Source organism: uncultured Chloroflexus sp. (genome assembly GCF_937129525.1).
Lineage (GTDB): Bacteria > Chloroflexota > Chloroflexia > Chloroflexales > Chloroflexaceae > Chloroflexus.
The window spans coordinates 1-14627 of sequence record NZ_CAKZNK010000067.1 but is presented as its reverse complement, the minus strand read 5'-3'; the positions used below and the strand labels follow the sequence as shown (position 1 = coordinate 14627).

11 protein-coding genes and 1 tRNA gene are annotated in these 14627 nt (G+C 57.2%); 3 read left to right on the top strand and 9 right to left on the bottom strand.

Annotated elements, in window-relative coordinates:
• Nucleotides 1–53: 53 nt before the first annotated feature.
• The 3 genes from Q0650_RS07825 to ffh form a co-directional block, all read right to left on the bottom strand.
• Complete coding sequence (locus tag Q0650_RS07825; RefSeq protein WP_298817602.1) at nucleotides 54–281, bottom strand: KH domain-containing protein; 228 nt, start codon at nucleotides 279–281, stop codon at nucleotides 54–56.
• A 26-nt stretch (nucleotides 282–307) separates the two neighbouring features.
• Nucleotides 308–577: a 30S ribosomal protein S16 gene (gene rpsP / locus Q0650_RS07820; protein ID WP_298817600.1), complete on the bottom strand. Its 270-nt coding sequence runs from the start codon at nucleotides 575–577 to the stop codon at nucleotides 308–310.
• Nucleotides 578–937: 360 nt separating this feature from the next.
• A complete protein-coding gene (gene ffh, locus Q0650_RS07815) occupies nucleotides 938–2290 on the bottom strand; it encodes a signal recognition particle protein (RefSeq protein WP_298817598.1) in 1353 nt (450 codons plus the stop codon).
• Nucleotides 2291–2512: 222 nt separating this feature from the next.
• On the opposite strand from ffh, the gene Q0650_RS07810 reads away from it, so the two are divergent.
• The 3 genes from Q0650_RS07810 (at nucleotide 2513) to Q0650_RS07800 (ending at nucleotide 7286) form a co-directional block, all read left to right on the top strand.
• Complete coding sequence (locus Q0650_RS07810) at nucleotides 2513–4102, top strand: PAS domain S-box protein (RefSeq protein ID WP_298817597.1); 1590 nt, start codon at nucleotides 2513–2515, stop codon at nucleotides 4100–4102.
• A 143-nt stretch (nucleotides 4103–4245) separates the two neighbouring features.
• Nucleotides 4246–6690: a hypothetical protein gene (locus Q0650_RS07805; RefSeq protein WP_298817595.1), complete on the top strand. Its 2445-nt coding sequence runs from the start codon at nucleotides 4246–4248 to the stop codon at nucleotides 6688–6690.
• 77 nt (nucleotides 6691–6767) lie between these two features.
• Nucleotides 6768–7286, top strand: coding sequence for a hypothetical protein (locus Q0650_RS07800; protein WP_298817593.1), 519 nt, complete (start codon nucleotides 6768–6770; stop codon nucleotides 7284–7286).
• A gap of 175 nt (nucleotides 7287–7461) precedes the next feature.
• On the opposite strand, the gene ftsH is transcribed toward Q0650_RS07800, so the two are convergent.
• The 6 genes from ftsH to Q0650_RS07770 form a co-directional block, all read right to left on the bottom strand.
• A complete protein-coding gene (ftsH, locus tag Q0650_RS07795; protein WP_298817591.1) occupies nucleotides 7462–9426 on the bottom strand; it encodes an ATP-dependent zinc metalloprotease FtsH in 1965 nt (654 codons plus the stop codon).
• A gap of 205 nt (nucleotides 9427–9631) precedes the next feature.
• The gene (gene hpt / locus Q0650_RS07790; protein WP_298817589.1) at nucleotides 9632–10183 is read right to left on the bottom strand and encodes a hypoxanthine phosphoribosyltransferase; all 552 of its coding nucleotides are present in this window, start codon (nucleotides 10181–10183) and stop codon (nucleotides 9632–9634) included.
• A 2-nt stretch (nucleotides 10184–10185) separates the two neighbouring features.
• The gene (tilS, locus tag Q0650_RS07785) at nucleotides 10186–11610 is read right to left on the bottom strand and encodes a tRNA lysidine(34) synthetase TilS (RefSeq protein ID WP_298817587.1); all 1425 of its coding nucleotides are present in this window, start codon (nucleotides 11608–11610) and stop codon (nucleotides 10186–10188) included.
• A 255-nt stretch (nucleotides 11611–11865) separates the two neighbouring features.
• Nucleotides 11866–11940: transfer RNA gene (locus Q0650_RS07780), tRNA-Met, on the bottom strand.
• Between the two features lie 135 nt (nucleotides 11941–12075).
• Nucleotides 12076–13140, bottom strand: a complete 1065-nt coding sequence (locus Q0650_RS07775; protein WP_298817585.1) for an STAS domain-containing protein — start codon at nucleotides 13138–13140, stop codon at nucleotides 12076–12078.
• Nucleotides 13141–13265: 125 nt separating this feature from the next.
• Complete coding sequence (locus Q0650_RS07770) at nucleotides 13266–14288, bottom strand: STAS domain-containing protein (RefSeq protein WP_298817583.1); 1023 nt, start codon at nucleotides 14286–14288, stop codon at nucleotides 13266–13268.
• Nucleotides 14289–14627 lie beyond the last annotated feature (339 nt).

Genomic DNA, 14627 nt, shown 5'->3' with positions numbered 1-14627 from the left:
GACAAAGCAACCAGCCGGCCCAATTTGCCGACCGGTTGCCTGAACGTAAAGAATTATTCAATATCGACGTGAACCCGCTTCTTCTGGCGCGCCGCCGCGACCCCCATCAAGTCGCGAATGGCCTTCGCGACGCGACCATTGCGCCCGATCACTTTGCCGGTTTCGGATGGAGCGACACTCAACTGATAGGTAATGGTAAAGCGACCGGAGCGCTCTTTAATGCGCACGGCTTCAGGTGTATCAACCAGATTGCGGGCAATGTATTCGAGGAGCGCTTTCATAGGCAGCTCTCTCCTGTTATCGGTGATCAGGCTTCGGCAATCACCTTGCCCTGCTCATCAAGAATATTGACGCGCTGGAATAGCTTCACTACCACCTCGGTTGGCTGCGCGCCGACGCCGAGCCAGTAACGGGCGCGATCAGCCTTTACCTCCAGCACTTTGGGCTGGCGCGTGGGCAGATAGTAGCCAATCGTTTCGATAAACTTACCGTCGCGCGGCGAGCGCGAGTCGGCAACGACAATGCGATAGCTGGGCTGTTTGGTCTTGCCAGTGCGGCGCAGACGAATTTTAACCATAGATCGTGTTATTCCTCACACTCAGGCCAATATCACACACTAGCCACATAGTATAGCATAAATTGGCGCCGACATTGCAATCGTTGCGCGGGAATCCTCTGCGGTCTGGCGAACTGTTCTGAACGTCCGCTAACAGCGCACTATTATCTGGCCCGGTATTGAACGCGATGGGCAATCTGGCCAGCAATCCGGCAGCGTGACAACGAAGTATTGCGCCTCATCAACCGACGACCTGAGAGGGGACGGCGACATCTGGCGTACATCGATGCAAGGCAAAAGCCATCCGCTCAAGCGGGAACGGCTGGTAGTGCTGGCACAGTCAACCGAAGCGGCGGATGACGCGCAGGAGCAGACTCTTTCTCACCGGAGACGGCGGAGCAGCTCGTTGGGATCGATGCCACCGCGACCCTTACCGCCTTTACCGGCGAGCTGTTTCATCATCCGCTGCATCTGCTGGAACTGTTTGACAAGCTGGCTTACCTCTTGCACTGACGTGCCGCTGCCGCGGGCAATCCGCTCGCGGCGGCTGCCTTTGATAATTTCGGGTCGGCGTCGCTCTTCCGGCGTCATCGAAAAGATGATGGCCTCAACCCGTTTGACCTGGCGCTCATCGAGCAACTCTTCATTGCGGGCAAGCTGATTCAGACCGGGAATCATCGCGATAATCTGCTGGAGTGGCCCCAGTTTCCGCATCTGGTGCAGCGCATTGAGGAAGTCTTCAAAATCGAACTCGCCTTTGCTCAACCGCTTCTGCATCTTTTTGGCCTGTTCAGCATCGTAGAGCTGTTCGGCGCGTTCGATCAGCGACAGCACATCGCCCATGCCCAGGATGCGCGAGGCGAGCCGGTCGGGGTGGAAGACTTCGAGCGTATTGCCATCAACTTTTTCGCCAGTTGAGAGAAACTTGATCGGCACACCGGTCACGGCCCGCACCGAGAGCGCAGCGCCACCACGCGCATCGCCATCCATCTTGGTCATCACCAAACCGGTCAGCTTCACGCGCTGGTTGAAGGTCTCTGCGACCCGCACCGCTTCCTGACCGGTCATGGCATCAACGACCAGCAACCGTTCGGTGGGGTGAACGCGGGCTTCGATCTGCTCCAGCTCTTGCATAAGCTGTTCGTCGATTTGCAGGCGACCAGCGGTGTCGATGATGACGACATTGAACAGCTCTTTGCGCGCATGGTCGAGCGCGTGTTCGGCGATGTCAGGCGGGCTAACCTGCGTCCCTTCACTGTAGACGGGAATGTTAAGCTGGCGACCGAGCGCTTGCAACTGGGTAATGGCTGCCGGACGATAAATGTCGGCGGCGACCAGCAGTACCCGTTTCCCCTTCTTGCGCAGGTGGAGCGCAAGTTTGGCGGCGAGCGTTGTCTTGCCGGTGCCTTGTAGACCGACAAGCATGATCACCGTCGGGCCGGGACGCGCCTCTTGTAGGGGGACGTTTTCAGTGCCAAGCAGATTGATCAGCTCTTGATGTACGATCTTGATGACCTGCTGGTGTGGAGTCAGGCTTTTGGTGACCTCTTCGCCGATAGCCTGCTCGGTCACCTTTGCGACAAAATCTTTGACAACGCGGAAGTTGACATCAGCTTCAAGCAAGGCCAGGCGCACCTGCTTCATCGCTTCGCGCACATCTTCTTCAGTCAGGCGGCCTTTGCTGCCCAATTTCTGGAAGACAGCCTGTAAACGATCAGAAAGGCTCTCAAACATAGGTGTTGCTCGTTTCGTTGTGACCCAACAGTTATACTGATTGCATTGTACGGGTGAGCGTGATTGCCGTCAATGTGTTGACTACAGAGACGCGCAAGAGCGCGTGCTATAATGGTTTGCGGTTGCCTGCTCTGTTTGCCGGTACACTTCTTCCCCGTTGATGGACATAATGTTTTGCTGCCAGCGCTTGTCTTAAGAGGATACCTTAGCAGGAGTGTGTGTATGCCAGTGCAAGATCCCGCTGTTCTCATTGCCGAAAATGAACAATTGCGCGCGCAAGTTGCGCGCCTGAACCGGTTTTTCACTATCGTCGAGGGCGCCGATCAATTGATCGCTGAAATAGATGCTCAAGGCAGGGTGGCCTACCTCAATCCAGCAGCGCAGCGCTATTTTGGCTACGAACCGGCGGAATGCTTGGGGATGCCGCTGCTCGAGTTTCTTCACCCTGATGATCGCCCGTCGGCGCAGCGCCTGCTCGCCGAATGGATACAATCGCGCCAACCAGGCACCGCGATTGAATACCGGATCAAGCATCGTGATGGCACAGTGTTGTATACTCTGTGGACGCTAACCCCGCATTACGATGACACCGGCAGTCTCGCCCGCGCCACCGCTATCGTCCAGGATGTCAGTGAATTGCATCGCGCGACAGAGGAATTGGTCACCTTCAAGTCCCTGATAGAACTCGCCCCAGACGGTATAGCGATAACTGACCTACAACTCACAATTACCTATGCGAATCTGGCTCTGCACACGATGCTGGGGTATCCATCGCTGGTTGGTATGTCGGCGCTAGAGCTGGTGCATCCACCTGACCGGGAAACATTCCAGGCGATTGTAGAACTGCTTCCGAGCAACCATCGCCAGGAATTGCAGACCATTCGTTACGCGCGTCATGACGGTGCCCTGATGACGGCGCAGTCCGCGGCAATCGTTCTGCGCGACCGGCAGGGAAATCCGATCGGTTTTGGTCTGACCACTCTTGACATCAGTGAACGAATTGAAGCCGCGGAGACGCTGCGGCGTAGCGAGCAACGCAATCGCGATCTGATCAACGCCATCCCCGATCTGATGTTTGTGCTCAGCGCCGACGGCACATTTCTCGATTACAAGACCGATCCGACCGGGACATTGCTATTGCCGCCGGAAGCGTTTCTGGGCCGGCGCGTTACCGAAGTGATGCCACTGCCGATTGCCGATCAGGTGATGAGTCACATTGAGGCGCTGCTGCGCACCGGTATAATGCAAACATTCACTTACCAGCTTCCAATCAATGACCAGATCGAAGAGTACGAAGCGCGCATGACGTTAAGTAACAGTGACATTCTCGTTCTCACGCGCAACGTTACCGGGCAGCGGCGGGCTGAGCGCGAGCGGGAAGCGATGAAAGAGCAGATTATTCAGGCGCAGCAGGCCGCGCTGCGCGAGTTAAGCACGCCGCTGTTGCCGATTGCCGATGGCGTGGTCGTGATGCCGCTGATTGGCGCAATCGATAGCAATCGGGCCCAACAGATTATGGAGACACTGCTCTACGGTGTGGCCGAATACAATGCTCAGGTGGCTATTGTCGACATTACCGGCGTCAAAGTGGTTGACACGCAAGTGGCCGGCGCTTTGATCCGCGCCGCGCAGGCATTGCGCATGTTAGGCGCGCAGGTTGTCTTGACCGGGATCAGCCCGGAGATTGCGCAGACTATGGTGCATATCGGCGCTGAACTGCGCGATATGATAACGAAAGCAACGCTGCAAGATGGGATCAGGTATGCGCTTGATCGATCGGTTGCGACGAAAAAGGTTGCGCCGCGATTGTGAGTGGCGCCTGAACCGAGCATCATGCAGGTTGGTATCGGCTGATTATAGGGAGAAGCCTTTCCGGATAATAACCAGCCAGGTGAGATCGTGATGCTTGTCCTGCATGCCATGGCGCGCGCCAAATTTGATATAATCGCTGTGGTATGCAACAGTTAGCGATTAAGTCCGGCCAGCGTGTGGTGGTGGCCGGAACAGCTTTACAAGCGAGCGCGCGGACGCTAGCGGTGACGCTGGCGTCGCATCAGCCTGCCGCCATTACCCGCGGACATTTGTTCGTGTTGTGCGAGCCGGTCGGGCTGCCTGATCGCGCCGAGCACGCCTGTCGCATTGTCACCAGAACGATCCGGCAAACGTTCTACGAAAGTAATGCCACCAGCGCCGCTTCGTCGTTGCGGTTGGCGATAGTTGCCGCTAATAAAGCGTTGTATCAGTACAATATGCGCTGCGCGCCGGAGCGCCGCCTGACCGTTGGCGTGACAGCAGTGGCATTGCTTGGTAACGATCTCTTTGTTGCGCAAGTTCAGCCGGCGCAACTGTTTTTGCGTGTTGGTGGTAAGCTACGAGTCATTCCCTCGCATCCGGCCTGGGATCCAGCGCAGATGAATGCCGCGCATGTGGCTCTGACGGGCGCTTTGGGAGCGAGTCTGTTCGTCGAGCCTGAATTCTTCCGCGCCGTGTTACAGCCGGGTGATGCTCTGTTGATGAGCAGCAGCGGGTTGGTCACAAGGTTCGATCCGGCAACTATGGCCGATCTGCTGACGCGAGCTGAAGTGGAAACGATCCTGGACGGAGCCAGTGAACGGGCGGCAGGACTGCCGGCAGTCGAGCTATTGGCGCTGACAGTCCAGACGCCTGAGCAGCGTCCAGCAGACGTACCGGCACTACCGCCGGCGCGACGCTCATTTCTCTGGCGACGCCCTGAACCGGCGCCACCGCCGCGACGCCCTGAACCGGCGCCTGATCTGATCTTTACGCTACCGTCACAACCAGCGTTAACGCCTGACCCGCCACCTCGTCTGGCGCCGCTCGATCTTGGCGAGTCGCTGGCCGAGCGGGTATCCCAACAGTCTGTGCCTTTGCCACCATCAAGCACGATTGGGGAAGAACCGCCGCCGCCGATCGATCTCGGTGATGTCATCATCGGCGCTCAGCCGTATGGGTTGCGCCAACCTCTGCGCCCACCGGACGAAATCAGATGGTATGAATGGCTGGCCTGGCCGTGGCTGGCAATGATTGACCGGTGGCGAGAGTGGCGGCGTGATGCTCAATTACGCCGCAGAGCGCTCACAGTAAGCAGTTATACACCGCGTGGTCGCGGGCTAACCTACCGCCGGACAGCACCCCCGTTTCCGTGGCAGTTACTGCTGTTTACCGTTCTGGTTGTTACCGGAGCGGTGTTATATGGCTTGAATCTGTCGCAACGCAATGAAGAGCAACTGGCGACCGAATACCTGATTGCTGCCGAAGCGCGGGTGGCAACAGTGCGCGCTGCGCCTGATGAAGCGGCGGCGCGCGAGGCGCTAGAGATTGCTCAACAAGCGATTGAGGCGGCCCGTGCCAGTTCTGAGATCACCACGACCAACCCTGGCTTGTGGTTGCGCTTTGGGGAACTCGAACGCGAGTATGAGCGATTGCTGGCGGCGGTTGATCGAGTTTCCTTTCTTGAGCCGGTGGTGCTGGCCAGTCATCCGGTACCCAATGGTCTCTTTGCGAGCGTCATTGTGCCGCCAATGCTCAGTGGTGTGACCGATGCTGAGCGACTGGAAGCGTTGCGCTATATCTATGCGCTGGATAGCGATCGCGAAGCGGCGCGTCTTTACCGGATTCCGCGCGAAGGCGGCGCGCCGGAACCATACCTTGAGCCAGGGCTGACGGTTGGCGCGACGATTGTCGGTTCACTGCGAGCTGCGCTCTGGCGAATCGATCAGGTTGTCGCCATCGATCAAGCGGAAAATGGTTTTGGTTACTACTTTCGCCAAAACGGCTCCTGGAGCTATTCAAAGCTGGGGAGTTCGGAAATCTGGCCAACGCCGGAACGGCTGGATGTCGAAGAGTATGCCGGCAATCTTTACGTGTGGGGCGCGCAGACAGGCGAAGTTCTCAAGTTTGCCTCTGGCCGTTATGGTGATACGCCAGAGTTCTGGCTCAATCCTGGCGTTACCCGCGATGCGGCGGTATTGTCGGCAGTTGATATGGCTGTCGATGGGAGCATCTACCTGTTGCAGCCAAATGGAACGGTACTGGTATTCAGTTTTGGTCAACTGGTCGGACAAATAACATCCACCGATGTCTCACCTCCGATTGCTGAAGTGACCCGGTTTGTGATTACCGGTCCGCCCGACTCGGGCTTTATCTTTATGCTTGAACCGGCCAATGAGCGAATTTTGCAGCTTGACAAACGCACTGGCGCGTTGATCCAGCAGCTTCGCGCGCGCGCAGAGAGTGGTATCAGCTTAGACCAGTTGACTGCGCTGAGCGTGGATACCACCGGCGCTCGACCGGTGCTCTACATTGCCAGTGGTAGCGACATTTTACGAGTGGAACTGCCGCCGCCGCCGCGCAGTTTTCGTGAGGAAGCGACTCGGTGAGCGTTATGATGCGGATATACGCACTGTGTTCAGCAAGCGATAGAACAGGCAGGTGGAGCGCGTACATATACCTGAGCATGATTGGCTGGTGGTTGGGTATATTCCTGCTCACCGGTTGCGGCGCAGCGGCGTTGGAAGAAGATGTCGGCTTGGGTGGCGTGACTCCGGAAGCTGTAGTTGAGAGTTTTCTCGAAGATCTCAATACAGCGCTCGCCGATCCAGAACTTAATGTGGCAGTGGCGCGGCAGGTGTGGGCAAACCGATTGGCCAGTTATTTTGCGCCCGGCGAGCGGGCCGATCAGCGCCTGGCAATGCGTGAACTGCTCGATGGCTTTGCCGGAGCCAATACGCGACCGGCGCGCGGTCAGCGGGCTGAAGTGGTGATCACTTACGATCGCGCGGGCGTAGTGCGGTCTGATGATTTGACAGCGCTGGTCGAGGTTGTCAACGCAGTTATCACGGTGCGCTGGCGTGATGCGAATGGAGAGGTTCTGCTCGAGCGAAGTAGTGGATTATTGGAGCTAATCGGGCGTGAAGCGAGCGGTCTGCCGGTGATTCGGGTCGAAGGGCGCTGGTATTTGACCGAAGCGGGCTGACAGGCAACCGGTCGGGGTATAATCCTGGCGATGTGACACATCTTTGTTGTGTGAAAAAAGTTAGGGGCGCTGTTCGCGCAGATAGATAAGCTGGGGCGGATTGCAGCAGCGCGAGAGGCAAAACGGAAACCCGCGCTTGAAGCGCGGGTTTCTGCGCTGCGGTTACGAGAAATCGTTACGCCGGTAGCGGGTTAGGACCGCTCAAACCCATCTGCGACGCATCGGGTTGCGCTGGGCGCTCACTGCCATTCGGTGTTGAGCTACCACTCTTGCTCAGATCGAGAGCCAGCGGCTTCACCCGGCGGATCAACTCTTCGAGCTGTTCCCCATCAAGCGTCTCATACTCGATCAAGGCATTAGCCATATCATCAAGCACCGCTCGATTCTGGAGCAGGATCTGCTGCGCAGTCTCGTAAGCTTCGGTGACGATGGCATGCACCTCTTCATCGATCTGGCGGGCAACTTCATCGCCATAGTTACGCTGTTCGCTAATCTCGCGGCCCAGGAAGATTAACTCCTCCTTCTCACCGAAGACAATTGGGCCGAGGCGCTGACTCATACCGTAGCGCGTCACCATCGCGCGCGCGATTCGGGTGACCTGCACCAGGTCGCCAGAGGCGCCAGTAGTGACCTCTTCGTTGCCAAAGACAATCTCTTCGGCGACCCGGCCACCCAACGAGACGGCCAGGCGAGCTTTAAACTGCGAGACTGTGCGCAAGCTCAGGCTATCCTCATCGGGCAGGAAGAGGGTATAACCACCGGCCTGACCACGTGGAATGATCGTCACCTTCTGCACCTTGTCGGCTTTTGGAATTGCCGCGCCGACAATGGCGTGACCGGCCTCGTGATAGGCCACTACCAGTTTCTGGCGATCAGTCATCACCCGCGAGCGGCGTTCGGGGCCGCCGATAGCCACGCGCTCGACCGCATCTTGAAACTCAGACATACTGATCTTGCGCTTCGAGCGACGCGCAGCCAGGATCGCGGCTTCATTCACCACGTTCATCAGGTCTGCGCCGGAGAAACCGGGAGTCTGGCGAGCAATCACTTCCAGATTGACATCTTCGGCCAGCGGCTTACCCTTAACGTGAACCTTCAGAATCTCGATTCGGCCACGGACATCGGGCGCATCGAGCACTACCTGGCGGTCGAAGCGACCGGGCCGCACCAGCGCCGGGTCGAGCACATCAGGCCGGTTGGTCGCTGCGATGACAATCACATTGGTATTGGTATCGAACCCGTCCATTTCAACCAGAATCTGGTTGAGAGTCTGCTCTCGCTCGTCGTGCGAGCCGCCGAGACCGGCGCCACGCTGACGACCGACAGCGTCAATTTCATCGATAAAGACGATACAGGGCGCATTGCGCTTAGCCTGATCGAACAGATCGCGCACGCGGGAAGCGCCAACGCCAACAAACATTTCGACGAACTCAGAGCCAGAGATACTAAAGAATGGTACCCCGGCCTCGCCAGCCACAGCGCGCGAGAGCAACGTCTTACCGGTACCGGGCGGGCCAACCATCAACACGCCGCGCGGAATGCGCGCGCCGAGCGCGGCAAACTTATCGGGAAACTTGAGAAATTCGACAATCTCGGCCAGATCCTGCTTGGCTTCTTCCTGACCGGCGACATCGGCGAAGGTGATCGTCGGCTTGTCGCCGGCAAACATGCGTGCCCGGCTCTTGCCAAACGACATCGCCTGATTATTGCTGCCTTGCGCCTGGCGCATAAAGAAGACAAAGAAACCGATCAGCAGGAGGGTGGGCAAGAGAATGGTAAAGATGCTGAGCAAACCTCCCCAGGCTGGAGCTGGCTGCACAATAACGTTAATTGTGCGTTGCCCTTGATCGTTACGCAACGGCACGCCATAATCTGCCAGCAACCGCATCACGCTGTCAGCCGACTCAAGGCGCGAGCGGTACTTCTTACCATCGTTGTACGTCACAATAATTTGCTCATCGCCAGCCTGAGCCTGGATCTCGCGCACCAGACCGGCCTGAGCGTCGGCAATCACATCGGCAATGCCTTTCTCTTCAGTCTGGCTGGCGCCTGGCCCTAAATATTGGAAGAAGAGAGCCAGCGCGGCGACCAGAATGATGAGATAGACAAAGCTATTCTTCAACCAACGGTTATCGCCCATAGATCATCTTTCTAGAGGGGTAGCCTCGACATCGAAACCCGGGCAGCCGGGTTAGTAGATAAAATGAGGTCTGTGCCCCAACTAATGAGGAATCGCAAACGATGACAGCGACTGAATCCATTACGGATGTCATCGACATTGGAATTATAGCATCAGCCGATCCACCGAAGCAAGGGAACAGATCACAGTCAGAATGTGATCTGGATTACATAGAGGGCGATTGATAAACATCTGGTCGCAAGACGCCGATGAAGGGCAGGTTGCGGTAGCGTTCCGCGTAATCGAGGCCATAGCCAACCACAAAAGCATTGGGGATGTTGAAGCCGATGTAATCGACCGGCACATCAGCAGTGCGGCGTTCGGGTTTGTTGAGCAGTGTGCAGATGCGCAGACTGGCGGGATTGCGGCGCAGCAATTGAGCGCGCAGGTATGCGAGAGTGAGACCGCTGTCGATGATGTCTTCGACGATTAGCACATGACGATGGGAAATGTCGGTGTCAAGGTCTTTGAGCAGGCGGACGACGCCGGACGACTCGGTACTGGCGCCGTAGCTGGCGACGGCGATAAAATCGATAGCCAGCGGCAGATCGATGGCGCGCGCGAGGTCAACCATGAACATGGCGCAGCCTTTTAAGACGCCAACCAGCAAGAGATCACCGAGTGAGCGGTAGTCGGCGGTGATGGCCGCAGCCAGTTCGGCGATGCGCTGTTTAATCTGTTCTTCGCCGATTAAGATGTAGTCAATATCCTGACGCATACTTACTCCTGTTCAGATACGGTGGGAGCAACCATTCCAATCCACATTGTAGCCTGATTTGGGTTGGGCATGACAATGCTGGCGGCGACGCGCAAGCCAGCCAGCCAGATAATCTGATCATCAGCGGTCACCAGCAGTGGCCAGCCGTCGCGCAAGGCCCGCGGCACATGCATATCAACAAAGATATCTTGCACGCGACGACTGCCAGGAGCGCCAGCGGGACGCATCCGGTCGCCGGGACGGCGCGGACGCAGGGTTAACGGCTGATCCGGCGCTTGGGCGAGCGGTAGCCACCAGCGATCAGGATTGTCAGGCGGATGCGTTTGCGCAACGCAGCGCCAGCCATTGGCCAGTTGAACTGTTCCGGTAAGGGGAAGGACAACAGGGGTGGTGATCTGGGGGGCAAATGGCGGAGCAGCATCAGGTCGGCGCAGGCTGATTGCGCGTTGATCGCAGATGAGCGTGATTTGCGGCGTCAATTGCAAGCTCCGGCCTGATGGGCCGTCGATCAATTGCATGGCAGCATCAATCTGGGTCAGACCAGGTTCATCGGCGCCAAGTTCGGCGATGGCGCGACGCAGGGCATAGCGACGCAAGACGGGATGCAAGGCGCGCAGCGCCGGACGATCAAATGCGATGAAGCCGCGTCGTTGTTCGACGAGCAACTGGCGCCAGTGATTGGTCAGAGTCTGCTGAATGAAATCGTAGTCTTCGGCGCAGATGCGCGCCATGCGACCAAGTGCAGCAACGATTTGAGGATTTTCGGTCGCGAGTTGGGGCAAGATCTGATGACGAATCCGGGCGCGGACGTAACGCACATTTTGATTGGTTGGATCATGGCGCGGTTGCAGGCCGTGAGCCGCGCAGTAGGCGACTAGCTCAGATCGACTTACACCCAGGAGCGGGCGCAGCAGCGGTGGGCCATATTGTGGCACTTGTCCGGCAGCGATCATCGGCGCTGCCCATTCGTTCCATTCCACCCGCGCCCGCATGCCGCGCAAACCAGCCGGGCCGGCGCCGCGCAATATGTGCATCAGGACGGTTTCAGCCTGATCGTCAGCCTGATGGGCCACGAGCACGCCAGCGGCCTGTTCAGCAATCGCTGCGGTGGCAAGGAAGGCATAGCGCGCCGCGCGGGCTGCGGCTGGCGTTGTGTCTGGCGGCAAATGGGCCTGTTCGATGACAGCGCGTAGTCCCCATGCTGTAGCTGTTTCGGCCACAAACGCTGCATCGGCTGCCGACTCGGCGCCACGCAGCCCGTGATCGAGATGAGCGACAACAGGGGTAGGACCCCCTTCGCGCCAGAGCGTGTAGAGTAGATGCATCAAGGCCAGTGAGTCACTGCCGCCTGACACGGCAACCAGTAAACGGTCAGTCGCCTGACCGCATCCTTCGGCAAGCAAGAACTGGCGCAGATGGTTGAGCATAACTGCCGGTGAGCGAGGAACGGATGAACGACGCGACCCAAATCGATGATACGTAGCGGTCTGGACAATAGCATCGATATTTTTCGCTGCTATCCTATCATAATTTGATGGCGATCAGAATGGGTGACGAGAAAAGCAGTAAATTGAGGTTGAGGTACGGTTAACCGGCAATGATCTGTAAAAACTCGTGTGAGCAAGCTGTGGATCGCATGTCACTATCAACAACAAAGCTGGTGAGCTACACTCACCAGCGATTGGTGCCGGAGGCGGGATTCGAACCCGCGACCTAACGATTATGAGCCGTTTGCTCTACCACTGAGCTACCCCGGCACGGCTCTCAAGTTTACCACTGGTGTGCAGATTAGTCAAGCTGTATTGGCTGTAGATGATGCTTGATAACAACCCAACCTGATACAAACCCGAAAGAGATTGTCGGCCATCGCGTATCATTCTGGTTGTGACCATTCATTGCTGATACCAGCTCTCGATTGCACGGATCGTTGCCACGTCTCTGGAAATGCTCACCAGGGTTTGCGCGACTTCAGGTCGAATTCCGGATAGCGTTAGGGTTGCTCCCATCAGCCGAACAGCCTGTGACACCTTGATGAGATCTGCGGCTGCCGGTTGATCGATGAAGGCTACCCCGGTTACATCGATGATCAACGCGTGCGCCTGGTATTGCTCGATAGCCTGCAAACTTCTCGACAACAGGCGCTGGGCGCGCTCTTGATCGAGCGTTCCAACCAGAGGCATGACCAGGCGGCCTGGCCCAATCGGGATGATCGGAATGTCGAGTTCGGAGATTGTGCGGTGCAGTTGTTGCTGTTCTTCTAAAGCAGCAGAAAGGCGAGCAGCGGTAGCCTGATATTCGCCAAGCAGCCGTTGCAGTTCGGCAGTGCGTTCGGCAATCCGGGTTTCAAGCGAGGCGTTGACATCAAGCAATTGCTGATACGATGCTTCGGCTTGTTGTTGCGCCTGATGCGCTTTGTTCAGCGCCGCATTCAGGCTTTGCGCGCCGATGAACGAGAGCAGCGCGCTCACGATGAGCAGCGTTGTGAGATGAGCAAAAGCGAGATTGAGTTGGAGTTGCTCGCGTGTTGCGGGTGGGAGGAGGATATACACCACGATTACCCCAATCAAATACACGCCAAGCACAATCCAGATTTGCCAGGGTTTTAAGAGCAGACTGGCGAGGAGCAATCCTAGAACAGTGTAGAAGGCATTGAAGGGCGAGGTGGGGTTGAGGATGAAACCGCTGAGCGACCCCAGCATGATGGCTGCCAGCAGGATCGATCCGCCGGTTCCAACCCATCCGATACGACCAAGGACGGCAGCCATGCCAAAAACGAAGATCGCCAACCCAAGATTGATCAAACGCCCGATCGTTGGTTGCAGCGCGGTAAGCGTACCACCGACGACAATCAGGATCAATATGACCCCCGATGACACGATAATGAGGTTTCGTCCGCGACGTTGGCGATCAGGATCGGGTGAGGAAACAGCGGTCAGTTGAGCGATGAGATTTTGCATGGGTCTCCTCTCCTGATTGGGATGGGCCGGAGTCGCAACGTTGTGCAGCGTAACGGCTTTATCCGAATTCTGCCCCAGGTGATGCCGAAGGTCGCAGATGGCAGTCTTAAGCAGTTGGGTGGTACTTATATCGATTGGTGTGCCAGCCTCATGGCCATTTCAGGATTGGGGGCAGTTATGAGGTTGCCCAAACCGGCGTTGAGATGAACGAGCGTCTGCGCTACTCCCGGTCGAATGCCGGTCACGATGGTGCGCGCGCCGAGCAGGCGGATAGCGGCGGCAGTGTCGATCAGGCCTTTGGCGACAGCAGTATCGATGACGGCAACACCGGTAATGTCAATGATGACGGTATGCGCTCGCTGGGTGGCGACCATTTCAAGAATGCGGTGGCGCAGTTGTTCGGTGCGCCGGCTGTCAAGATTGCCGACTAGCGGCGCGAGCAAGACCTGATCGTCAAGTTTCAACACCGGCAGTTCGAGCGCCGAAATCACTTCTAGCAGACGCTGTTGTTCGGTGGCGCGCTGTTCGAGTTCGCGTCGAGCCATTTCAGTCGCCTGGCGCGCCGTCTCGGCTTCGATAGCGCGCTCGTCGGCGAGCTGCAACGCCTGCATCTGCGCGCGCAGAATGCGGTCAAGAAAAGCCCAAATAGCAATGATTAACGCGGCAATGCTGGTTGTGCGCAGAAAGGTGAGCATTGTTTGCGGAATGGCAGACTCTTCCGCCGTTGGTATCAGGCCAACGATCCCGATAATGACGACGATGCACAGGATCATTGCGCCGATGGTAAACCGACGATCCTGCTGTAACCCTGCCAGCAAGATCACGACGGCGAGAAAGGGGGCGACAGCCAGGCGCAATTCGGGGAACCAGAATGCAACCAGGAGTTCGCAGACGATGATCGAAAGCGCGAACGGTATGGTGGCCTGCCATAATGGATAATTGCGCGCCATGAACCAGAGGGTCAACGCGCAGCCGGTGGCGGAGGCGAGCGCAATACCGGCAATGTCTCTAGCAAAGGGGCTGGCCGTGAGGAGAAATACAACCAGTGAGCTAACTAAGACGATTGTGTCGAGGGTGAGTGTCCAGGACGCAATTGCGCGCGCGATCCGTCGGTATGTCTGCTCGATGAAAGCGGATGAAGTGAGCATTGCATTTCTCCGGTTGAGGCGCGTGTTATCCGGACTTAATCGCAGGCAAGAAATGTATGGCTATAACGATACCATATTATTCATTGTTTGGGGTGTGTGACACAAGGTGAAATTGGAAGTTGAGGATGGTTGGCGCCGAAAGTTGTAAGGTTTACTGTCTGTCTCGATTCGGCTGCTATGTGTTCAGATCTGCTGTAATCAGAGAAACGCCTGCAAAGTACTATGTTTAACCTCTCTTCAAGATGGTGTCCGGAGGTAATGTTACCATTGCTCACCCACGGCGCGCTCTTTGCGCCAGCAGGTCAGCATCCAGGAGCGATACTCTTCGACATCCTTCTG

Coding starts and splice junctions, on each gene's coding strand:
- Q0650_RS07825 (WP_298817602.1), bottom strand. CDS start 281: ATGAAAGCGCTCCTCGAATACATTGCCCGCAATCTGGTTGATACACCT.
- rpsP (WP_298817600.1), bottom strand. CDS start 577: ATGGTTAAAATTCGTCTGCGCCGCACTGGCAAGACCAAACAGCCCAGC.
- ffh (WP_298817598.1), bottom strand. CDS start 2,290: ATGTTTGAGAGCCTTTCTGATCGTTTACAGGCTGTCTTCCAGAAATTG.
- Q0650_RS07810 (WP_298817597.1), top strand. CDS start 2,513: ATGCCAGTGCAAGATCCCGCTGTTCTCATTGCCGAAAATGAACAATTG.
- Q0650_RS07805 (WP_298817595.1), top strand. CDS start 4,246: ATGCAACAGTTAGCGATTAAGTCCGGCCAGCGTGTGGTGGTGGCCGGA.
- Q0650_RS07800 (WP_298817593.1), top strand. CDS start 6,768: ATGATTGGCTGGTGGTTGGGTATATTCCTGCTCACCGGTTGCGGCGCA.
- ftsH (WP_298817591.1), bottom strand. CDS start 9,426: ATGGGCGATAACCGTTGGTTGAAGAATAGCTTTGTCTATCTCATCATT.
- hpt (WP_298817589.1), bottom strand. CDS start 10,183: ATGCGTCAGGATATTGACTACATCTTAATCGGCGAAGAACAGATTAAA.
- tilS (WP_298817587.1), bottom strand. CDS start 11,610: ATGCTCAACCATCTGCGCCAGTTCTTGCTTGCCGAAGGATGCGGTCAG.
- Q0650_RS07775 (WP_298817585.1), bottom strand. CDS start 13,140: ATGCAAAATCTCATCGCTCAACTGACCGCTGTTTCCTCACCCGATCCT.
- Q0650_RS07770 (WP_298817583.1), bottom strand. CDS start 14,288: ATGCTCACTTCATCCGCTTTCATCGAGCAGACATACCGACGGATCGCG.